Genomic DNA, 21,676 nt, shown 5'->3' on the forward strand with positions numbered 1-21,676 from the left:
TCCCCGTGCTGCGTTACGCGCTCGTCCGAGGGGCCCTGCTGATCGCGGGGCTCCTCGTGTCGAGCGCGCTCATCTTCCTCACGCTGCGCGTCTTCCCCGGCGACGTCGCGCAGCTGATCGCCGGCACGCAGGCCTCGCCCGCCGAGGTCGAGGCCCTGCGGGAGTCACTGGGCCTGAACCAGCCCCTGCTCGTGCAGTACACCGACTGGATCGCCGGCATCCTCCGCGGCGACCTCGGCACGTCGTTGCTGTCCGGCGCATCCGTCGGCGAGGAGCTCCTGCTGAAGGCGCAGGTGACCGTCCCGCTCGGGATCATGTCGCTGGCGATCGCCGTGCTGATCGCCGTCCCCTTCGGGATCCTCGCCGCCCTGCGGCGCGGCCATCGCGACGGTACCGCGCTCAGCGTCGGCGCGCAGGCGCTCGCGGCGGTGCCCGTCGTCTGGGCGGGCATGATGCTGATCGTGGTGTTCTCCGTGTGGCTCGGCTGGCTGCCGCCCCAGGGCTTCCCCCGCACCGGATGGTCCACGCCGGGCAGGGCGATCGAGGCGCTGCTGCTGCCCGCCCTCACCATCGGCATCGTCGAGGGGGCCATGCTCATGCGCTTCGTGCGCAGCGCGACCCTGCAGGCGGCCGGGCAGGACTTCGTCCGCACCGCGGCCGCCAAGGGACTGACCAAGACCCGCGCCCTCATCCAGCACGGCATCCCCGCGGTCGGGCTCTCCATCATCACGGTCCTCGGCCTCCAGGTCGCCGGGATCATCGTCGGCTCGGTCGTGATCGAGCAGCTGTTCACGCTTCCGGGCATCGGCCGCATGCTCGTGACCGACGTCGGCACCCGGGATCTCGTCAAGGTGCAGAGCGAGCTGCTCGTGCTGACCGGCTTCGTGCTGGTGGTCGGCTTCCTCGTGGATCTGCTGCACCGGGCGATCGATCCTCGACAGCGGGAGGCCGCATGAGCGCGCGCTGGTTCCCCCGGCTGTGGCGGACCTCGACCGGTCGCTTCGGGCTGATCGTCATCGCCGTCGTCGCGCTGGCGGCCGTCGTGTCGCTCTTCTGGACGCCGTTCGACCCGCGGGCCTCGAACATCGGCGACCGCTGGCTGCCGCCGAGCTGGCCGCACCTGCTCGGCACGGACGACACCGGTCGCGACATCCTGAGCCTGCTCATGGCCGGGGCGCGGACGACTGTGTTCGTCAGCGTGGGTGCCGGACTCGTCGCGACGCTCGTGGGCATCGCCCTCGCCGCCCTCGGCGCCCTGACCACCCGCCTCGTCCGGGAGACGGTGGCCGTGCTCGTCGACATCCTCATCGCCTTCCCCGTGCTGCTGATCGCGATGATGATCTCGTCGGTGTGGGGCGGTTCGCTCTGGGTCGTGATCTGGGCGGTGGGGATCGGGTTCGGCGTGAACATCGCGCGGGTCACGCGTCCGGAGCTGCGCCGCGTACAGCAGAGCGACTTCGTGCTCGCGGCGCGCGCGTCCGGCCTCACCCCGGCGCAGAACCTCGTCCGTCACCTCCTCCCGAACGTGGCGCCGGTGTTCATCGTGCAGCTGTCGTGGTCGATGGCCGTGGCCGTCCTCGCGGAGGCCGGCCTGTCCTACCTCGGGTTCGGCGCTTCGGTCGTGGAGCCCAGCTGGGGGCTGCTGCTCGCCGATCTGCAGCGTTACATCGGTGTGCACCCCCTCACGGTGATCTGGCCCGGACTCACCATCACCCTCACCGTGCTCGCCCTCAACCTGCTCGGCGACGGGCTCCGCGAGGCCACGGATCCCACACTGCGGCACCGCGCCGCCGAGACGCACACACCGGCGGTGGTCGCATGAGTCTGACGGTCGAGGATCTCGTCATCGAGATCGACGGACGGCGCGTCGTCGACGGCGTGTCGTTCCAGGTGCCCGACGGCGCGCGCCTCGGCGTGATCGGCGAGTCGGGCTCCGGCAAGTCCCTCACCGCGCTCGCCGTCCTCGGGCTCCTGCCGGACGGGGCGACAGCGCACGGCAGCATCCGCTGGGACGACACCGAGCTGATCGGGATGCCGGACCGCGATCTCGCCCGGCTGCGCGGCGACGACATCGGCATCGTCTTCCAGGAGCCGCGGACCGCGCTCAACCCGATCCGCACCGTCGGCCGCCAGATCGCGGAATCCATCCGCATCCACGAGGGCCTCGGGCGGCGCGAGGCGCGCGACCGGGCGATCGCCGAAGCCGCCCGCGTGCGGCTTCCCGACCCGGAGACCATCGTCGACCGGTACCCGCACCAGCTCTCCGGGGGTCAGCGGCAGCGCGTGGCGATCGCGATGGCCCTCGCCTGCCGTCCGCGGCTGCTGATCGCGGACGAACCCACGACCGCCCTGGACGTGACGATCCAGGCGGAGATCCTGTCGCTGCTGCTCCGGCTCGTGGCCGACGAGGGCATGTCGCTGCTGTTCATCACGCACGACCTCGCGGTGCTGTCCCAGGTGGCGACCGCGGGCGTGGTGCTGGAGCACGGTCGCGTCGTCGAGAGCGCCCCGGTGTCGCGGCTGCTGACCGCGCCCTCCTCACCGGTCACGCAGGGCCTGCTGCGGGACGCGACCGCGACTCTCTGGCGTCCCGACGGAGGCACGGCATGAGCCTGATCGAAGCACGAGGGCTGCGGCGGGACTTCGTCCTGCCGAAGCGGACGGCGTTCGAGCGCACGCGGCGGCAGACGGCGCTGGAGCCGACCGACCTCGACGTCCCCGAGGGCGCCTCCGTCGGGATCATCGGCGAGTCCGGATCCGGGAAGTCGACCCTCGTGCGGCTCCTGCTCGGGCTCGACCGTCCGACCGCGGGGAGCGTGTCGGTGGACGGCCGGACCGTCGATGCCACTGCCTCCGCGCGGTCGCTGCACTGGCTGCGTCGGCAGACCGGACTCGTCTTCCAGGACCCGTACGCCTCGCTCGACCCCCGGATGACGGCGGGGCAGATCGTGCGGGAGCCGCTGTGGGCACTCGGCATCGACGGAGATCATCGCGCCAGGGTACGAGAGGTCATCGCCCAGGTCGGCCTCGACCCCGAGATGGGCGACCGCTACCCGCACGAGTTCTCCGGCGGGCAGCGGCAGCGGATCGCCCTCGCCCGCGCGCTCGTCCATCGTCCGCGGATCCTCGTCGGCGACGAACCGCTGTCGGCGCTGGACGTCACGGTGCGCGCGCAGATCCTCGAGCTCCTCGCGGAGCTGCGGGTCGCGGACGAGTTCACGCTGCTGCTCGTGTCCCATGACATCGGCGTGGTGCAGAACCTCTGCGACACGGTCGTCGTCATGAAGGACGGCCGCATCGTCGAGCGCGGTCCGACCCGTGACGTCCTTCTCCACCCGTCGGCGGACTACACCCGCACGCTGCTCTCCGCGATCCCCGTCATCCCCGACGCCTGATCGTCGACCCACCCCCTTGCGTGCCTCCCACCCCGTTGCGCGCGTCCGCAAGGGGCCGGGGCGCACACACAGGGGTGGGTCAGCGCGGGAAGAGCGAGAGGCGACGGCGGGGGCGGGACGGGCGCAGGGCTCGGCGCAGGTAGACGGTGCCCAGGTCACGACCGAACTTCCGGCCGACCCGCCCCATGCGCCCGGCCTCCACGAAGCCGAGCTTCTCGTGCAGCCGGATCGAGGCGTCCGCCCCTTGATCGCTGACGACGGCGACCATCTCGCGGAGCCCGCGCTGTTCGCAGGCGTCGATCAGGGCCTGCAGGAGAGCGGAGCCGAGTCCCTTCCCCGCCGCGCCCGGCCCGAGGTAGATGGAGTCCTCCACCGTGTACCGGTAGGCGTTCTTCCCGGCCCATGGCTGCGCGAGGGCATAGCCGAGGATCGCGCCGGAGGGCGACACCGCCACGAGGAAAGGCAGCCCGAGCCGCTCCAGGAGCGCGAACTTGTCTCTCCAGTATGGGATGCTGCTGCGGCGCTCGTCCAGAGTGACGGCCGAGTTGCTGACGAAGTGGTTGTAGATCTCGCGCACGTGCGGGAGGTCTGCGGCCCTGGCGGGGCGGATCGCGTACGAGAACGTGTCCGGTGCGGAGGCCGGTCGCAGATGACGCGGGAGAACGCGACGACGGTCCCCGGGCTCGAACTGCATGGGCTCAGCTTAGGGAGCCGGGCCCCTCACCCTCCACCCTCCAGTCCACCGGTTCCGCGCCGAGGCCCTCCAGGAGCGCGTTCGCACGGGAGAAGGGCCGGGAGCCGAAGAAGCCGCGGCTCGCGGAGAGAGGGGACGGATGCGCGGAGGCGATCACGGGGGTGTCACCGAGAAGGGGCTGGAGATTCGCCGCGTCACGTCCCCAGAGGATCGCCACGAGCGGCTGCTCCCGGGCGACGAGGGTGCGGATCGCGAGCTCCGTCACCTGCTCCCACCCCCAGCCGCGGTGGGAGGCCGCGGCTCCGGGGCGCACCGTCAGGACGCGGTTCAGCAGCAGCACGCCCTGATCGCTCCACGCCGTGAGGTCGCCGTGCGGCGCGGGCGAAAGCCCGAGGTCCGCTTCGCGCTCCTTGTAGATGTTCATCAGGCTCCGCGGCAAGGGGCGCACGTCGCGGTCGACGGCGAACGACAGTCCGATCGGGTGCCCGGGGGTCGGATAGGGGTCCTGACCCGTGATGAGCACACGCACGTCGGCGAGCGGTTGCTGGAAGGCGCGCAGCACGTTCGGCCCCGCGGGAAGGTACCCGTGACCCGCGGCCTGCTCGGCACGGAGCCGCTCCCCGAGCGCCGTGATGGTGTCCTGCACGGGCGCCAGCGCCTCCGCCCACCCCGCATCGATCAGTCCCTCGTCGGCGAGCTCCGCGAGGGTGCGTCCTCCGCTCACTCGACGGGCCGGACCCGCAGCGGACCCCGCGCGAGCAGGTGCTGCGCCGACTGGGCGACCGGCCGCATCGTGACGAGGTCGAGGTTCACGTGGGCCGGAGCGTCCAGAGCATAGGCGATCACGTCCGCCACATCCTCGGCCAGGAGCGGCGCCTCGACCCCGGAGTACACGGCCTCTGCGGCGACGGCGTCGCCCCCGAGCCTGTTCAGCGTGAATTCCTCCGTGTGTACCATGCCCGGAGCGACCTCGGCCACCCGGAGGGGCTCGCCGTTCAGCTCCTGGCGCAGCGCTCGGACGAGCATCGCCTCGGCGGCCTTCGCCGCGTTGTACCCTGCACCACCCGGGTAGGCGGTCTGCGCAGCCGTCGAGGTCACGAAGAGGAGGTCGGCGTGACCGTCCGCGTCCGCGGTGCGACGCAGCAGCGGCAGCAGCCCCGCCACGAGGCGCTGCGTGGCGAGCACGTTCGCGTCGTACATCCACTGCCAGTCGGCGAGCGCGGCGTCCTCGACGCGGTCGGTCCCCCGCGCGCCGCCGGCGACCTGGACGAGGGCGTGGACCGGGCCCGTGCGCTCCAGCTCTCCGACGAGCGCCGCCACCGCCGCATCGTCGGTCAGGTCGCAGGCGATGGTCGATGCCCCCGTCTCGGCGGAGAGCGCGGCGAGGCGGTCCGCACGGCGGGCGACGCCGACGACGTCCCACCCCCGCGCCCGCAGCACCCGTACCGTCGCCTGACCGATCCCGGAACTCGCACCTGTCACCACTGCACGTCTGTTGGCCATGTCCTCCACCGTACGATGTCCGCGCGGGTTCCGCCCGTTCCGCGCCGCACGCCGTGTTACGTCACATTTCCCGGTCACTGTTGACACGGCGCGATATTCCGTACTCTCGCTGCAAGGGCACCAGCCCATCCGACCTTCCGACCGTTCCAGGGGGAACACATGTCCGCACCCGAGACCTGGCGTTTCGAGACCAAGCAGATCCACTCGGGCGCCGCCCCCGACCCCGTCACCAAGGCCAGGGCGACGCCGATCTACCAGACCACGTCCTACGTGTTCGACAGCGCCGACCACGCCGCGAACCTCTTCGCGCTCGCCGAGTTCGGCAACATCTACACCCGCATCCAGAACCCGACCCAGGACGTCCTGGAGCAGCGCCTCGCCGCGCTCGAAGGGGGCACCGGCGCCCTCGTCCTCTCCAGCGGCCAGGCCGCCTCGACCTTCGCGATCCTCAACATCGCGCAGGCCGGCGACCACTTCGTCGCGTCGAGCTCGATCTACGGCGGCACCTACAACCTGTTCAAGTACACCCTGGCCAAGCTCGGCATCGAGGTCACCTTCGTCGAGAACCAGGACGACCCGGAGGAGTGGCGCCGCGCCGTCCGTCCGAACACGAAGCTCTTCTTCGCGGAGACGATCGGCAACCCGCAGATCAACGTGCTCGACATCCGCACGGTCGCCGACATCGCCCACGAGAACGGCGTCCCGCTGATCGTCGACAACACCATCGCGACGCCGTACCTGATCCGTCCGTTCGAGCACGGCGCCGACATCGTCGTCCACTCGATCACGAAGTTCCTCGGCGGCCACGGCACCACCATCGGCGGCGTCGTGATCGACGGCGGCTCGTTCGCGTGGTCGGAGAACGTCGAGAAGTTCCCCGGGCTCACCGAGCCGGACCCGTCGTACCACGGCGCCAGCTACACCGCCGCGGTCGGCGACCCGCTCGCCTACATCATCAAGGCCCGCGTGCAGCTGCTCCGCGACCTCGGCTCGGCCATCGCCCCGCAGAGCGCGTGGAACCTCATCCAGGGTGTCGAGACGCTGTCGCTGCGCATCGAGCGCCACGTGCAGAACGCCCAGGAGATCGCCGAGTGGCTGGACAGCCGCGACGACGTGGCCGGGGTCAACTACTCCGGCCTGCCCTCCTCGCCCTGGTACGCCAAGGCGAACGAGTACGCACCGAAGGGTGTCGGCGCCGTGCTGTCGTTCGAGCTCAAGGGCGGTGTCGAGGCCGGACGGGAGTTCGTCAACAGCCTCTCCCTGTTCAGCCACCTCGCCAACATCGGCGACGTGCGCTCGCTCGTCATCCACCCGGCCTCCACGACGCACGCCCAGCTCACGCCTGAGCAGCAGCTCACCGCGGGTGTGACCCCCGGCCTCGTGCGCCTGTCCGTGGGCCTCGAGAACATCGAGGACCTCAAGGCGGATCTGGACCAGGCGCTCGCCGCCGCGCGTGCCGTCTCGGAGGCCGCGCGCGCCTGACCCGCACGCCCTCCACGAAGGCCCCGGACCGCACGGCTCGGGGCCTTCGTCGTGCCCGTGTCGTAACCTGCGGGCCGAGACCCACCGGCCAGGCGAGAATGGAGACATGGACTGGCAGACGACCTCCGAGGACACGGTGCCGTCGGCACCGGTGACGGAGGCCGACGTCCGGCTGCTCCGTGCCCGCCCGCCGGCCACCGGCGCCTGGCGGGACGGCGATCCCGTCGGCGGCCGCCGCTTCGCCGCGTTCGGCGCCTTCACCGCGGAGAGCGGAGCACAGCTTCCCGGCATCCGCCTCGCCTACGAGAGCTGGGGCGAGTTGAACGCCGCCCGCGACAACGCGGTGCTCGTCCTGCACGCCCTCACCGGCGACAGCCATGTGCGCGGCGAGGCCGGCGCCGGCCACCCGACCGCCGGCTGGTGGGAGGACGTCGTCGGGCCCGGTGCGCCGCTCGACACCGACGAGTGGTTCGTGATCGCGCCGAACATGCTCGGCGGCTGCCAGGGATCGACGGGGCCGGCGAGCATCGCCCCGGACGGCTACGAGTGGGCGTCGCGCTTCCCCTACCTCACCATCCGCGACCAGGTCGCCGCGCAGGTGCGTCTGGCCGACGCGCTCGGCATCGACAGCTGGGCGGCGGTGATCGGCGGCTCGATGGGCGGCATGCATGCGCTCGAGTGGGCCGTGTCGCAGCCCGACCGGGTGCAGCGGCTCGCGGTGCTCTCCTCTCCCCCGGTCACCACCGCCGACCAGATCGCGCTCAACACCGTGCAGCTGGAGACCATCCGCATGGACCCGCGCTACCAGGGCGGCGAGTACTACGACCTCGCGGACGGCGACGGTCCGCATCGCGGCCTCGCCCTCGCCCGCCGCATGGCTCTGCTGAACTACCGCAGCCCGATCGAGCTCAACCAGCGGTTCCAGCGCTCCTGGCAGTCCGACGTGTCGCCGCTCGGCCACGGCGGGCGCTTCGCGGTGGAGTCGTACCTCGACTTCCATGGCAACAAGTTCACGCGGCGCTTCGACGCGAACAGCTACGTCACCCTCGTCGAGGCGATGAACTCGCATGACGTCGGTCGCGGCCGCGGCGGCGTCGAGGAGGCCCTGAAGGCGGTGACCGCGAAGACCCTCGTCCTCGGCATCGACAGCGACCGCCTCTTCCCCGTCGACGGGCAGCAGCGGATCGCGCGGAGCATCACGAACGTGCTCGACGGCGAAGCGGTGGTGCTCACGAGCGACTTCGGCCACGACGGCTTCCTCATCGAGACCGAGGCCGTCGGCGCGCACCTGCGGCGTCTGCTCGACACCTGAGCCGCGTCACACCGGATCGAACCGCCACGGCAGGGTGTGGGCGTGGAGGATCCCCTGTGCCCAGCCGAACGCCCGGCCCTCATCGCGCACCTGTGTCTGGAACAGCTCGACAGCCCCGCCGGAGGCCAGCGCCGCATCGACATCGGCGAAGGCGGAGAGTCGGTGCAGTGTGAGCCAAGTCGGCGGGAAGAGTCGCCACTCTCCTGACGCGTGACGGGCGAGAGCCTCGGCGGGTGACACCCAGGCGAGCTCGACGACCTCGTCGGCGGACGGCGACGGTTCGGCGTCCGGCGCGAGGGCGAGGAAGAACCAGGTGCGGATCCGGACCGGCGCCTCCGCCGGCGGACGCCACTCCGACAGCGGCACCAGGTCGCGCGCCGTCAGTCCGACCTCCTCCGCGGTCTCCCTGGCGGCGGCGCGACGCGCGTCGTCGACCTCTGCAGCGCCCGGCTGACGGTCCCCCGGCTCGACCTTCCCGCCGGGGAAGACCCAGGCGTCTGCGAACGAGCCTCGCGACGGACGGCGCAGCAGCAGCACCTGGAAGCCGTCGGCGGCGGGCCGCAGCAGCACGACGGTGCCGGCGAGCGGGAGGTCCTCGTCGGGGGTGGTCACCCCGTCACTCTACGATGCGAGGACCGGCGTCTGCGCGACCCGCCGCGCCTCCACGCGGTAGGACACCAGTGCGATGAGGAGACCGGCCACTGCGAGCACGGCGCCGGTCCACGCCGGCGCCGTGAAGCCCCAGCCGACCGCGATCACGATGCCGCCGAGAAAGGCGCCGAGGCTGTTGCCGATGTTCAGGGCGGAGTGGTTCATGGCCGCCGCGATGGACTGGTTGTCGCCGGCCACGTCCATCAGCCGGGTCTGGATCGTCGGGCTCAGCACGGACGAGACGAACCCGACGAGCACGACGACGAGGCTCAGGCTCACGATCCAGAACGAGAGCACGGCGAGCAGAGCGAACACGACCGCCATCGCGGCGAGACCGAGCAGCAGCGTGCGGCGGAGGTCGATGTCGGCGAGGTGACCGCCGACGAGGTTCCCGCCGGTCATGCCGAGCCCCATGAGCACGAGCACGATCGGCACGACCCAGTCCGGCGATCCGGCGACTTCCGTCACGAGCGGGGCGATGTAGCTGTAGACGGCGAAGAACCCGCCGAAGCCGATCGCCCCGACGCCGAGCGTGAACCACACCTGACCGATGCGGAACACCCCGAGCTCGGCCCGCATCGTGCGTCCGGGGTTCCCCGGGTGCGCGGGCACGAACAGCGCGATGAAGACGGTGGCGAGCGCGAAGACGAGCGCGACGACGGCGAAGGCCGCGCGCCAGCCCCATTCCTGACCGAGGAAGGTGCCCAGCGGCACCCCGATGACGTTGGCGACCGTGAGTCCGGTGAGGATGAACGCAACGCCCTTGGCACGGTTGCCCGGTCCCATCACGTCGGCGGCGACGAGCGCGCCGATGCCGAAATACGCACCGTGCGGGAGCCCGGCGAGGAAGCGCGACACCCCGACGAGCTCGAACGTCGGCAGCACCACGGTGAGCGCATTGAACACCGTCAACGCCAGGGCGAGAACGATCATCACCCGGTGCCGCGGATAGCGGGCGACGAAGCCGGCGATGGTCGGGGCGCCGATGACCACGCCGAGCGCGTACAGCGAGATCAGCCAGCCGGCCTGGCTCAGCGCCTCCTCCTGGCTCGACGCCCAGACGGACGGGAGGAGGTCGGCGGCGATGTTCGGCAGCAGGCCCATGACGACGAACTCGGTCATGCCGATGCCGAAACTGCCGATGGCGAGGGAGAGGAGCGCCCACTTCGCCGCACCCCTCGAAGGTGTCGAGGGATTCACCGGTTCAGCTTACCGGTCGTCGGACTCCTCGATCGCCGCCTCCAGGCGCTCGACCTTGGCGTCGAGCTCCCCCGTGTAGCCGGGACGGATGTCCGCCTTGAGGACGAGGGACACCCGCGATCCGTACGGCATGACCGCCTCGGTCGCCCGCTTGACCACGTCCATCACGGTGTCCCAGTCGGGCCCCTCGATCTCGGTGAACATGCTCGTCGTGCGGTGCGGGAGCCCCGAAGCGCGGACGACGCGCACCGCGGCGGCCACCGCATCGTGCACGGAGGCATCGGGGCGGTCGGCGCCATCGACGGGCGCGCCGCTGGGGGCGACGGAGAAGGCGATCAACATGGGTTCACTCCTGGGTTCGGGGACGGCGGACGACGGGGACCCGCGCGAGCGCGACGGCGCTCACGACGGCGAGGACGACGAGCAGCGCGTTGCGCATCGTGAGCAGCAGGACGGGGGCGGCTTCGGCCCGCAGCAGCCCGTCGTAGCTCAGGGGATACACGAGACAAGTGAGCAGGCACAGCGCGAGCACGAGCGCCGCGGCGGTCTGCGCGCGGCGGCGGTCGAGGACGAGCCACAGGATCACGGGCGCCAGCAGCCAGGTCTGGAACTGCGGCGAGCCGACCTTGTTCAGAGCGATGAGCACCGTCACCAGGAGCAGGGCCAGCGGCGGGAAGAGTCGCGCGAATGACGCGCCACGGGCGGCCCTGACCCCGCCGACGAGCGCGATGACGACCACGGCGAGCGCGAGGAGCGGGGTGAGGACCGTGGAGACGACCTCCGCGCCCGGAGCGACGAACTGGAATGTGAGGATGTCGTAGCTGTACTCGATGCGGGCGGCCCCCGTCACGGCCATCCAGAGGAACGGCGTCGCGGCGACCGCCTCGATCTGGAGCCCCCGGCCGGTCTGTGCGGTGAGGAAGCCGAGGATCTCGGTGTCGGCGCCGAGCAGCAGGAGCGCCACCACCACACCGGCGGTGACCGCCGCCGCGGTCAGCAGCATCCGCAGCCGCGCCCTGCCGGCCACGACCGCTGCGAGCAGGAGGGCGCCTGGCCAGATCTTGATCCAGGCCCCGGCGGTCAGCAGCGCCGCGGCGATGGTGGGGCGGGTGACCAGCCACAGACCGGCGACGACGGCGAGGGGCACGGTCACGGCATCGATCCGGTACAGCGCGATGGGTCCGAGGAGCAGCAGCGCCGCACACCAGAACCACGCGGCTGTCCGACGCGCCCGTACGCGTCCGCGCCCGACGAGGACGGCGAACGCCAGGGCGTCGAGCGCCGTCACCAGCAGTGCCCAGCCGATGAGGTAGGCGCCGGAGACGCCGAGCAGCGGGAGGAACGGTGCGGCGAGCCCGGCCGCGAGCATCATCGGCAGGAGCGCGAGCTGCGGATACACCCAGGACTCCGTGACGCCCACGACCTCCCCGCCGCTCCACGCCGCGGTGGCCCAGGGCTCGTACACGAGCACGACGTCCCCCATGGGCTGGCTCGGGTAGACCCAGCCCAGCGACGCGGTCACGAGGTGGACGAGGAGGAAGGCGATCCACAGGGCGAGCGCGCTCCCCCGGGCCGTGGTCCTCACGACAGGAGGTCCGCGACCGCGCGGGGCAGCGCCTCCGCGACGTCGAGCGCGACGATCGGATGGCCGCTCGCACCCCCGGTCGCCGCGGCGGCGATGCGGGCGGCGTGCCGGTGCAGCCAGACGGCCGCCGCAGCGGACTCGACGAGCGGGCTGTCCGGATTCGCGGCGATCACGGCGGCGACGATCCCGCCGAGCACGTCGCCCGTGCCCGCCGTCGCGAGCCAGCCCGTTCCCGCCTCGACGGCGATCAGCGTGCCGTCGGGTGCGGCGAGCACGGTGCGCGCGCCCTTGCGCAGCACCACCCCGTCGATCGCGGCGGACACGGCGCGGACGTCTGCGAGATCGTCCGAGGCCCCGTCGATGCCGATGCGCTCGCGCAGCCGCGCGAACTCCCGGCCGTGCGGCGTGGCGACGAACGGGGCGCGTGCGGTCGGCGCCAGATCGAGCGCTCCGGCGTCGATGACCACGGGGACGTCGCCGCCGACGATCTCCCGCAGCGCCTGCGCCTCCGTCGCGCTCCGGTCGTCGGCATCGGTCCCGGAGCCGATCACCCAGGCACCGATCCGCGTGCGTCCGGCATCCGGCCCGCCGACGGTCTCCGGGCGCCGCGAGAGCACCGCCGCGACCGCCGACGGCGCGCCCACGTAGCGGACGAACCCGGCGCCGGTGCGCCAGGCGGCTTCGACGCCGAGCACCGCGGCGCCGGGGTAGGCGGCGGATCCCGTGCGCACGCCCACGACGCCCCGCGAGTACTTGTCGTCCTCGGCGGTCGGCGCGCGGAAGAACCGCGCCGCGTCGTTGCGGGCCCACTCGCGCACGTCGCTCATGACTCCACGTTAGCCCGACGGCCCTGTCCCGTCCGCGTCGGCGGTACCGTCGAACGGTGAGTCTTCTCTTCTCTCCGCTGACCATCCGGTCCACCACGTTCCGCAACCGCCTCTGGGTGTCCCCCATGTGCATGTACAGCGCCGTCGACGGCGTCGCGCAGGAATGGCACCACACCCACCTCGCGCAGTTCGCCTCGGGGGGCGCCGGACTCATCGTGGCCGAAGCCACGGCCGTCGTGCCGGAGGGGCGCATCTCTCCCCGCGACCTCGGGCTGTGGGACGACGCGCAGCGCGACGCCCTGGCCCCGATCGTCCGGGCGATCCACGACCGAGGGGCGGCAGCGGGCATCCAGCTCGCGCACGCCGGGCGGAAGGCCTCGACCTGGTGGCCGTGGGCGGACGAGCGCGGCACGGTCCCCGCCGCCGAGGGCGGATGGACGACAACCGCCCCGTCGGCCGTGGCCTACGAGGGGTTCGCCGCGCCGGTCGCGCTGGACGCGGCGGGCATCGACCGCGTGGTCGACGGGTTCGCCGCCGCGACCCGGCGGGCGCGGGAGGCCGGATTCGACGTCATCGAGATCCACGGCGCCCACGGCTACCTCCTGCACCAGTTCCTGTCGCCGCTGTCCAACCTCCGTGAGGACGAGTACGGCGGCTCGCTGGAGAACCGGGCCCGGCTGCTGCTGCGCGTCGTGGACGCGGTGCGCGAGACGGCCGGCGACGACGTGCCGCTGTTCGTCCGCATCTCGGCGACCGATCACGCCGAGGGCGGGTTCACGCCCGAGGAGGCCGCGACGGTCGGCACCTGGGCGACCGCGCACGGCGCCGACCTCATCGACGTCTCCAGCGGCGGCCTCGTCGCGCACCAGCGCATCAGCGTCTCCCCCGGCTACCAGGTCCCGCTGGCCGAGACCGTCCGCCAGGGCGGGCGGATCCCGGTGTCGGCCGTCGGCCTCATCACCGCGGCCGCGCAGGCCGAACAGGTGCTCGCCGACGGCGCGGCCGACGCGATCTTCGCCGGACGGGAGTGGCTGCGCGACCCGCACTTCGCGCTCCGCGCCGCACACGAGCTGGGGGATGAGGTCGCCTGGCCCCCGCAGTACGAGCGGGCGCACTGGCGCTGACGCCCACGACGAAGGCCGCCGGTTCCCGTGGGAGCCGGCGGCCTTCGTGTGTCGCGACGTCAGTGACCGCGGACGCGACGGGTCGCGTCCTGCACCTCGCCGACGAGCTCCTCGAGGATGTCCTCCAGGAACAGCACGGCGGTCGTCTCCCCCCGCGCGTCGCGGACCTTGGCCAGGTGACGGCCCGCACGTCGCATGACGGCGAGAGCGTCCTCCAGGTCGGTGTCCTCCTGCACGGGCACCATGTGATGGATGCGCTTGCCGGGGATCGGCTCGAGCACCTTGGCTTCGGCGTCCGGCCCCTCGGAGGCCCGCAGGATGTCCTTGAGGTGGACGTAGCCGATCGGGACGTCCTCGTCGTCGACGATCACGTAGCGCGAGAACCCGTAGCGGGCCACCGCCTTCTCGATGTCGTCCGGCGTGGTCGTCTGCGGCAGTGTGACCAGGTCGCTCAGCGGCACGGCCACGTCGCGGGCCTTCTTGTCGGTGAACTCCACCGCGGCCGTCACCGTGCCCGCGGTGTCCATGAGCACGCCCTCCCGGCGCGACTGACTGACGATCGTCGCCACCTCATCGAGCGTGAAGGTCGACGCCGCCTCGTTCTTCGGCTCCACCCGGAACAGGCGCAGCACACCGTTCGCCGCCGCGTTCAGCAGCCAGATCACCGGCATGAACACCTTCGACACCCACACCAGCGGCGTCGCCAGGAGCAGCACGGCCCGGTCCGGAATCGAGAACGCGAGGTTCTTCGGCACCATCTCGCCGAACACGACGTGCAGGAACGACACGATGAGCAGCGCGATCGTGAACGACACGACGTCCACCGCACCATCCGACCAGCCCACGGCGTGCAGCGGCACGGCGAGCAGGTGGTGGATGGCGGGCTCGGAGACGTTCAGGATGAGCAGCGAGCAGATCGTGATGCCGAGCTGCGAGGTCGCGAGCATGAGCGTCGCGTGCTCCATGGCGTACAGCGCCGTCTTGGCGGGACGCGAGCCGCGCTCCGCCTTCGGCTCGATCTGCGAGCGCCGCGCGGAGATCACCGCGAACTCGGCGCCGACGAAGAACGCGTTCGCCGCCAGCAGGACGACGAGCCAGGCGAGGCCTCCCCAATCGCTCACAGGGACACCCCCTCGATGATGACGGCATCCGGTCTCGGGACGTAGCGCACCCGATCCACCCGGCGTCCGTCCATGCGGACCACCTGCAGCGTGCCGCTCTCCAGGGGCACCTCGTCGCCGACGACAGGCACACGCTCCAGAACGCTCATGACGTAGCCGCCGACCGTGTCGTACACATCGCCCTCCGGCACCTCGACGCCCGCGCGGCTGCGCAGCTCGTCCGGGCGCAGCTCGCCGGGGAAGGTCACCCCGTCGCGGTTGCGGATGATCCCGGCCCTCGTCCGGTCGTGCTCGTCGGAGACCTCGCCGACGAGCTCCTCCACGAGGTCCTCCAGGGTCACGATGCCGGCGGTCCCGCCGTACTCGTCGACGACGACCGCGAGCTGGTAACCCCGGCCGCGGAGGTCCGAGATGAGCGCGTCGACATGGGCGGTCTCCGGCACGCGGAGCGGATCGGTCGCGAGAGCGCCGACGGGCACCTCGGCGCGACGCTCCCGCGGCACCGAGATGGCGGCCTTGAGGTGCACGACGCCGGTGATGTCGTCGAGGTCCTCGTCGAACACCGGGAAGCGGCTGTGGCCCGTGCGCCGGGCGAGCTGGATCACGTCGTCCACGGAGTCGCCGGCGGCGATCGCGTGCATGCTCGGGCGTGCCGTCATGACGTCCGCCGCCGTGAGCCGGGAGAAGGTGAGCGTGCGGTCCAGCAGCGTGGCGGTGTCGGCCTCCAGAACTCCGGCGCTCGCCGACCGTCGCACGAGCGACGACAGCTCCTCCGCGCTGCGGGCGCCGGAGAGCTCCTCCTTGGGCTCGATGCCCATGCTGCGCAGCACGCCGTTGGCGCTGCCGTTCAGCACGACCACCGCCGGCTTGAACACCGTCGTGAAGGCGATCTGGAAGGGCACGACGAGCTTGGCCGTGGCCAGGGGCAGCGCCAGCGCGAAGTTCTTCGGGACGAGCTCGCCGAGGATCATCGAGAGCACCGTCGCGACGAACATCGCCACCACGGTCGCGATGGGAGCGACGGCGGCTTCCGGGATGTTCCAGGCGACCAGCGTGGGACGCAGGAGGTTCGACAGCGCCGGCTCCATCGTGTAGCCGGTCAGCAGCGTGGTCAGCGTGATGCCGAGCTGTGCAGACGAGAGATGCGTCGACGTGTGCCGGAGAGCGCTGATCGTCAGGGAGAGGCGGGACTCCCCGCGCGCCTGCCGCGCCTCCAGATCCGCGCGGTCGAGGTTCACGAGGGCGAACTCGCTCGCCACGAAGAGGCCGGTGCCGACCGTGAGCAGAAGCCCCACGCCCAACATGATGTAGTCCATCAGATCTTCCTCTCCGGGGAGAGAACGGGACGGTGGGGCGATGTTCGGCAACTGGGAGGGTCGTCCATAGTGCGCTCGATTCTACAGAAGCGGACTGTGGACGCGGCAGGCGATCACCAACTGACCGGCAGCGCCTTGCCCTCCTCATATCCCGCCGCGGACTGCAGTCCGACGAGGGCGCGCTCGTGGAACTCCGGCACGGTCGCAGCACCGGCGTACGTGAAGGACGACCGCACGCCCGAGGTGATCATGTCGAGCAGGTCCTCCACTCCCGGCCGCAGCGGGTCGAGATAGATCTTCGAGGAGGAGATGCCTTCGGCGAACAGCTCCTTGCGCGCCCGCTCGTACGCGTCGAGCCGACCGAACCGCGCCTGCACGGCCTTCGTGGACGCCATCCCCCACGACTCCTTGAACAGCCGCCCGTCCGCGTCGCGCTGGAGCTCCCCCGGGGCCTCGATCGTCCCGGCGAACCAGGAGCCGACCATGACGGAGGCGGCACCGGCCGCGAGCGCGAGGGCGACGTCGCGGGGGTAGCGCACCCCGCCGTCGGCCCAGACGTGCGCTCCGGCCTCGGCGGCGGCCTCGGCGGTCTCCAGCACCGCGGAGAACTGCGGACGACCGACCGCCGTCATCATCCGGGTCGTGCACATCGCCCCGGGGCCGACGCCGACCTTGAGGATCGAGGCGCCCGCGTCGACGAGATCCCGCACGCCGTCCGCGGTGACGATGTTCCCCGCGACGATCGGGAGCCCGAGGCCGAGGGACGCGACCTCCTGCAGCGCCCGGAGCATGCCCTCCTGGTGACCGTGCGCGGTGTCGACGACGAGCACGTCCACGCCGGCGGCCGCGAGCGCCTTCGCCTTGGCCGCCACATCGCCGTTGATGCCGACCGCCGCGGCCACTGCGAGGCGGCCGTCGGCGTCCACGGCCGGGCGGTACAGGGTGGCGCGCAAGGCGCTGCGCGCGCTCAGCGTCCCGACGAGGTGGCCGTGGTGCACGACGGTGACGATCTCGACGTCCGCCTCGGTGATGACGTCGAAGGCGTGACGCTCGGAGCCGATGTCGTCCGCGTCGATGGACGGCGTCCCGCGGTGCACGAGGTCGCCGAGCTGCGCATCGGGCAACGCGGTCGCCAGACGCGTCGCCGGAAGGACGCCGACGATGCGGTCCCCAGCGATCGGCGCCGCGCCGTGGGCCACGACGATCCCGTGTCCCACGGCGGCCGGAAGCAGGCGGAGGGCGTCGGCGACGGTCGCCTCCGGGGGCAGCACGAGCGGCGTGTCCCAGAGCACCGGCTGCCCCTTCACGTCGCGGATCGCGGCGTCGAGCTCCTGGAGCGGCAGGTCCTGCGGGAGCACGCCCAGCGCCCCGCGGCGTGCGAGCACGGCGGCGATCCGCGGCCCTGTCACCGAGTTCATGTTCGCGGCGACGAGCGGCAGCGTCGCGGGCGTGCCGTCGTGCGGGGCGAGATCGACCTGCAACCGACTGGTGACGGCCGAACGGCGCGGCACCAGGAAGACATCCGAGTAGGTCAGATCGACGGTCGGCTGCGCACCTGAGAACTCCATGCCTCCACGGTACCCAGATCGGCGCGGCGCGGGTCGCTCTCTTCGACGTCTCCCCGGTCGAAACAGGTTAGGCTTGGTGGTCGAGAGTGTGCGGGCCCGAGCGCATCCTGCGTCGTGCGTCCGCATCGGAGATCTTCAGCGATGAAAGAGGGCGATAGAGCGTGTCGAACCAGGTGACCGGCGTCGGTGGCGACGGGGGGTTCGGAGCCAATTCCTGGCTCGTCGAAGAGCTCTACGAGCAGTTCAAGGAGAACCGCGACTCGGTCGACAAGGAGTGGTGGCCCATCCTGGAGAAGTACCACTCCGAGACCACCGCAGGCGGAGGCGCTGCTGCTCCCACCGCGACGACGGCCCCGGCACACCCCGTGACCGCGCCCATCCCGGTGATCGGCTCGCAGCCCGTCGCCCGCACCACGGCGAAGCCCGCGGCGTCCGCCCCGATCCCCGCCCAGGCGCCGAAGCCGAAGCAGGAATCCAAGGAGGCGCAGCCGCCCTCCGAGGAGGACAAGGTCACCCCGCTGCGCGGTCTGCCGAAGACCCTCGCCGCGAACATGGACGAGTCCCTCACCGTCCCCACCGCGACGAGCGTGCGCACGGTCCCCGCCAAGCTGATGATCGACAACCGCATCGTCATCAACAACCACATGGCCCGCACCCGCGGCGGCAAGGTCAGCTTCACCCACCTCATCGGCTGGGCGCTCATCCGCACCCTCGACGAGTTCCGCAGCCAGAACGTCTTCTACGCCGAGATCGACGGCAAGCCCTCCGTCGTGGCCCCGGCGCACGTCAACCTCGGCATCGCGATCGACCTGCCCAAGCCCGACGGCACCCGCGCCCTCATGGTCCCGAGCATCAAACGCGCCGACACCATGACCTTCACCGAGTACCTCGCCGCCTACGAGGACCTCGTCACCCGCGCACGCGCCAACAAGCTCACCGCCGCCGACTTCCAGGGCACCACGGTCTCGCTGACCAACCCGGGCGGCATCGGCACGGTCCACTCGGTCCCGCGTCTCATGAAGGGCCAGGGCTGCATCATCGGCGCCGGCGCGCTCGAGTACCCGGCCGAGTTCCAGGGCGCGAGCGACAAGACGCTCAACGAGCTCGCGATCGGCAAGACGATCACGCTCACCAGCACCTACGACCACCGCGTCATCCAGGGCGCCGGCTCCGGCGAGTTCCTCAAGAAGGTGCACGAGCTGCTGATCGGCCAGCGCGGCTTCTACGACGACATCTTCGCCGCGCTGCGCATCCCGTACGCCCCCATCCGCTGGAACCCCGATATCGCGGTCGACCTCGCCGAGCGCGTCGACAAGCAGTCGCGCGTGCAGGAGCTCATCAACTCCTTCCGCGTGCGCGGTCATCTGATGGCCGACATCGATCCGCTCGAGTACCGACAGCGCTCGCACCCCGACCTCGAGATCGAGAGTCACGGGCTGACGTTCTGGGACCTCGACCGCGAATTCGTCACCGGCGGCTTCGGCGGGCGCCGCGTCGCGAAGCTCCGCGACATCCTCGGCGTGCTGCGCGACTCCTACTGCCGCACGCTCGGCATCGAGTACATGCACATCCAGGACCCGGAGCAGCGCCGCTGGTTCCAGGACAAGGTCGAGGTCAAGTACCAGAAGCCCGGCCATGACGAGCAGCTGCGCGTGCTGCGCAAGCTCAACGAGGCCGAGGCCTTCGAGACCTTCCTGCAGACGAAGTTCGTCGGTCAGAAGCGCTTCTCCCTCGAGGGCGGCGAGTCGCTGATCCCGCTCCTCGACGAGATCCTCCAGGGCGCGGCCACCGCCGGTCTCGAGGGGGCCGCGATCGGCATGGCCCACCGCGGTCGCCTCAACGTGCTCACCAACATCGCCGGGAAGACCTACGGCCAGGTCTTCCGCGAGTTCGAGGGCACGCAGACCCCCGGCAACCAGCGCGGCTCCGGCGACGTGAAGTACCACCTCGGCACCGAGGGCACCTTCGTCGCCGACGACGGCTCCTCGCTCCCCGTGTACCTGGCCGCCAACCCCTCGCACCTGGAGACGGTCGACGGCGTGCTCGAGGGCATCGTCCGCGCCAAGCAGGACCGCAAGCCCATCGGCACCTTCGCCTGGCTGCCGATCCTCGTCCACGGAGACGCGGCCTTCGCCGGCCAGGGCGTCGTCGTCGAGACGCTGCAGATGTCGCAGCTGCGCGGCTACCGCACCGGCGGCACGATCCACGTGGTCGTCAACAACCAGGTCGGCTTCACCACGACGCCGAGCGACGCCCGCACCTCGGTCTACGCCACCGACGTCGCCAAGACGATCCAGGCACCCGTCTTCCACGTGAACGGCGACGACCCCGAGGCGGTCATCCACGTGGCCCAGCTCGCGTTCGAGTACCGTGAGCGCTTCCACCGCGACGTCGTGATCGACCTCGTCTGCTACCGCCGACGCGGTCACAACGAGGGCGACGACCCCTCGATGACGCAGCCGCTGATGACCGACCTCATCCAGGCGAAGCGCTCCGTCCGCCGCCTCTACACGGAGTCGCTCGTCGGTCGCGGTGACATCACCGAGGAGGAGTACGACGAGGCCAAGGCCGACTTCCAGAACCGTCTGGAGATCGCCTTCGCCGAGACGCACGCCGCCGAGACCGGAGCCACCCCGATCGCCCCGGAGGAGGCCCCGCAGGTCGAGGACCAGGTCGGAGCCCCCGAGGTCACCGGTGTCCCCGCGGAGGTCATCCGCCTCATCGGCGATGCGTTCGTGAACAAGCCCGAGGGCTTCACCGTGCACCCGAAGATCCAGCAGCTGCTGGAGAAGCGTCTCGACATGAGCCGCAACGGGAACATCGACTGGGGCTTCGGCGAGCTGCTCGCCTTCGGGTCGCTTCTCGTCGAGGGCACTCCGGTGCGCCTCGCCGGCCAGGACTCGCGCCGCGGGACGTTCGTACAGCGTCACGCCGCGCTCCATGACCGGGCCAACGGCCAGGAGTGGCTGCCGCTGTCGAATCTGTCCGACGCCCAGGGCCGCTTCTTCGTCTACGACTCCCTCCTCAGCGAATACGCCGCGCTCGGCTTCGAGTACGGCTACTCTGTGGAGGCTCCCGAGGCCCTGGTGCTCTGGGAGGCGCAGTTCGGCGACTTCGTCAATGGCGCGCAGTCGGTCATCGACGAGTACATCTCCGCCGCGGAGCAGAAGTGGGGTCAGCAGTCCAGCGTCACCCTCCTGCTCCCCCACGGGTACGAGGGTCAGGGGCCGGACCACTCCTCCGCACGCATCGAGCGGTTCCTGCAGCTGTGCGCACAGGACAACATGATCGTGGCGCGTCCGTCGACGCCGGCGTCGCACTTCCACCTGCTGCGCCGTCAGGCCTATGCGCGCCCGCGCAAGCCGCTGATCGTGTTCACCCCGAAGGCGATGCTGCGCCTGCGGGGAGCGACGAGCCCGGTCGAGGCGTTCACCGGCGGTCGGTTCGAGCCGGTCATCGACGACGACCGCGGTCTCGATCGTTCCGCCGTGAAGCGCGTCCTCGTGCACAGCGGCAAGGTGCACTGGGACCTCCGCGCCGAGCTGGAGAAGAACCCGAACCCGGAGATCGCCCTGGTGCGTCTGGAGCAGCTCTACCCGACACCCATCGACGAGCTGAAGAAGATCACCGACTCGTACCCGAACGCCGAGCTCGTATGGGTGCAGGAGGAGCCGGAGAACCAGGGCGCCTGGCCGTTCCTGGCCCTCGCGTTCGCGGATGTCCCCGGCGACCGCTCCTTCCGCCCCGTGTCGCGTCCGGCTTCGGCGTCTCCGGCGACAGGCTCGTCCAAGGTGCACGCCACCGAGCAGGCCGCTCTGATCCGCGCGGCGGTCACCCTCGGCTGATCCGCTCTCGGACGACGAGAAGGGGCGCCCCGGCTTCGGCCGGGGCGCCCCTT

General features: G+C 71.3%; 19 protein-coding genes. 8 read left to right on the forward strand and 11 right to left on the reverse strand.

What is annotated here, in order from left to right; all coding sequences use genetic code 11:
- The first annotated feature begins 5 nt into the window (after window positions 1–5).
- Genes AB0P08_RS09750 through AB0P08_RS09765 form a run of 4 tightly spaced genes read left to right on the forward strand, consistent with a single transcriptional unit; the run spans window position 6 to window position 3,395 of the window.
- A complete protein-coding gene (locus AB0P08_RS09750) occupies window positions 6–956 on the forward strand; it encodes an ABC transporter permease (protein WP_259955117.1) in 951 nt (316 codons plus the stop codon).
- Window positions 953–1,822, forward strand: coding sequence for an ABC transporter permease (locus tag AB0P08_RS09755; RefSeq protein WP_363444540.1), 870 nt, complete (start codon window positions 953–955; stop codon window positions 1,820–1,822). Before AB0P08_RS09750 ends, AB0P08_RS09755 begins: the two co-directional genes overlap by 4 nt.
- Window positions 1,819–2,610: an ATP-binding cassette domain-containing protein gene (locus AB0P08_RS09760; RefSeq protein ID WP_187663759.1), complete on the forward strand. Its 792-nt coding sequence runs from the start codon at window positions 1,819–1,821 to the stop codon at window positions 2,608–2,610. Before AB0P08_RS09755 ends, AB0P08_RS09760 begins: the two co-directional genes overlap by 4 nt.
- A complete protein-coding gene (locus AB0P08_RS09765) occupies window positions 2,607–3,395 on the forward strand; it encodes an ABC transporter ATP-binding protein (protein ID WP_259955123.1) in 789 nt (262 codons plus the stop codon). Before AB0P08_RS09760 ends, AB0P08_RS09765 begins: the two co-directional genes overlap by 4 nt.
- Window positions 3,396–3,474: 79 nt before the next feature.
- Here the strand turns inward: AB0P08_RS09765 and AB0P08_RS09770 are convergent, their stop codons facing one another.
- From AB0P08_RS09770 to AB0P08_RS09780, 3 genes are read right to left on the reverse strand one after another with little or no spacing between them, the layout of a single operon-like run.
- Window positions 3,475–4,089, reverse strand: coding sequence for a GNAT family N-acetyltransferase (locus AB0P08_RS09770; protein WP_187663757.1), 615 nt, complete (start codon window positions 4,087–4,089; stop codon window positions 3,475–3,477).
- A gap of 4 nt (window positions 4,090–4,093) precedes the next feature.
- Window positions 4,094–4,813, reverse strand: a complete 720-nt coding sequence (locus AB0P08_RS09775) for a uracil-DNA glycosylase (RefSeq protein ID WP_363589631.1) — start codon at window positions 4,811–4,813, stop codon at window positions 4,094–4,096.
- Window positions 4,810–5,592 carry an SDR family oxidoreductase gene (locus AB0P08_RS09780; RefSeq protein WP_363589633.1) on the reverse strand — a complete coding sequence of 261 codons (783 nt, stop codon included), beginning with the start codon at window positions 5,590–5,592 and terminating at the stop codon, window positions 4,810–4,812. Before AB0P08_RS09780 ends, AB0P08_RS09775 begins: the two co-directional genes overlap by 4 nt.
- A gap of 159 nt (window positions 5,593–5,751) precedes the next feature.
- Here AB0P08_RS09780 and AB0P08_RS09785 point away from each other — a divergent pair, with 159 nt between their 5' ends.
- Window positions 5,752–7,074, forward strand: a complete 1,323-nt coding sequence (locus tag AB0P08_RS09785; RefSeq protein ID WP_363589635.1) for a bifunctional o-acetylhomoserine/o-acetylserine sulfhydrylase — start codon at window positions 5,752–5,754, stop codon at window positions 7,072–7,074.
- A 106-nt stretch (window positions 7,075–7,180) separates the two neighbouring features.
- Complete coding sequence (gene metX, locus AB0P08_RS09790) at window positions 7,181–8,386, forward strand: homoserine O-acetyltransferase MetX (protein WP_363589637.1); 1,206 nt, start codon at window positions 7,181–7,183, stop codon at window positions 8,384–8,386.
- 6 nt (window positions 8,387–8,392) lie between these two features.
- Here metX and AB0P08_RS09795 read toward each other — a convergent pair whose 3' ends face one another.
- The 5 genes from AB0P08_RS09795 to AB0P08_RS09815 are packed head-to-tail and all read right to left on the reverse strand — an operon-like array spanning window position 8,393 to window position 12,649.
- Window positions 8,393–8,998, reverse strand: coding sequence for an NUDIX hydrolase (locus tag AB0P08_RS09795; RefSeq protein WP_363589639.1), 606 nt, complete (start codon window positions 8,996–8,998; stop codon window positions 8,393–8,395).
- A gap of 9 nt (window positions 8,999–9,007) precedes the next feature.
- Window positions 9,008–10,237 (reverse strand): MFS transporter, encoded by a 1,230-nt coding sequence (locus AB0P08_RS09800; protein ID WP_315637094.1) that lies wholly within the window; start codon window positions 10,235–10,237, stop codon window positions 9,008–9,010.
- Window positions 10,238–10,246: 9 nt separating this feature from the next.
- Window positions 10,247–10,579: a thiamine-binding protein gene (locus AB0P08_RS09805; protein WP_363589641.1), complete on the reverse strand. Its 333-nt coding sequence runs from the start codon at window positions 10,577–10,579 to the stop codon at window positions 10,247–10,249.
- Window positions 10,580–10,583: 4 nt separating this feature from the next.
- Window positions 10,584–11,822: a phosphatidylglycerol lysyltransferase domain-containing protein gene (locus AB0P08_RS09810; RefSeq protein ID WP_363589643.1), complete on the reverse strand. Its 1,239-nt coding sequence runs from the start codon at window positions 11,820–11,822 to the stop codon at window positions 10,584–10,586.
- Complete coding sequence (locus AB0P08_RS09815) at window positions 11,819–12,649, reverse strand: ADP-dependent NAD(P)H-hydrate dehydratase (RefSeq protein ID WP_363589645.1); 831 nt, start codon at window positions 12,647–12,649, stop codon at window positions 11,819–11,821. The genes AB0P08_RS09810 and AB0P08_RS09815 overlap by 4 nt, the downstream gene beginning before the upstream one ends.
- Window positions 12,650–12,705: 56 nt before the next feature.
- Between AB0P08_RS09815 and AB0P08_RS09820 the strand changes: the two genes are divergently transcribed.
- Window positions 12,706–13,773 carry an NADH:flavin oxidoreductase/NADH oxidase gene (locus AB0P08_RS09820; RefSeq protein WP_363589647.1) on the forward strand — a complete coding sequence of 356 codons (1,068 nt, stop codon included), beginning with the start codon at window positions 12,706–12,708 and terminating at the stop codon, window positions 13,771–13,773.
- Window positions 13,774–13,832: 59 nt separating this feature from the next.
- On the opposite strand, the gene AB0P08_RS09825 is transcribed toward AB0P08_RS09820, so the two are convergent.
- From AB0P08_RS09825 to guaB1, 3 genes are all read right to left on the reverse strand, one after another.
- Window positions 13,833–14,894, reverse strand: a complete 1,062-nt coding sequence (locus tag AB0P08_RS09825) for a hemolysin family protein (protein ID WP_187663746.1) — start codon at window positions 14,892–14,894, stop codon at window positions 13,833–13,835.
- Window positions 14,891–16,210: a hemolysin family protein gene (locus AB0P08_RS09830; protein ID WP_060923227.1), complete on the reverse strand. Its 1,320-nt coding sequence runs from the start codon at window positions 16,208–16,210 to the stop codon at window positions 14,891–14,893. Before AB0P08_RS09830 ends, AB0P08_RS09825 begins: the two co-directional genes overlap by 4 nt.
- 113 nt (window positions 16,211–16,323) lie before the next feature.
- Window positions 16,324–17,778: a GMP reductase gene (guaB1, locus tag AB0P08_RS09835; RefSeq protein WP_363589649.1), complete on the reverse strand. Its 1,455-nt coding sequence runs from the start codon at window positions 17,776–17,778 to the stop codon at window positions 16,324–16,326.
- A 161-nt stretch (window positions 17,779–17,939) separates the two neighbouring features.
- Between guaB1 and AB0P08_RS09840 the strand changes: the two genes are divergently transcribed.
- On the forward strand, window positions 17,940–21,623 hold the full coding sequence (locus AB0P08_RS09840) for a multifunctional oxoglutarate decarboxylase/oxoglutarate dehydrogenase thiamine pyrophosphate-binding subunit/dihydrolipoyllysine-residue succinyltransferase subunit (protein WP_363589651.1): 3,684 nt from the start codon (window positions 17,940–17,942) through the stop codon (window positions 21,621–21,623).
- The last annotated feature ends 53 nt before the right edge of the window (window positions 21,624–21,676 follow it).

This window comes from Microbacterium meiriae, from assembly GCF_040686935.1.
GTDB lineage: Bacteria > Actinomycetota > Actinomycetes > Actinomycetales > Microbacteriaceae > Microbacterium > Microbacterium meiriae.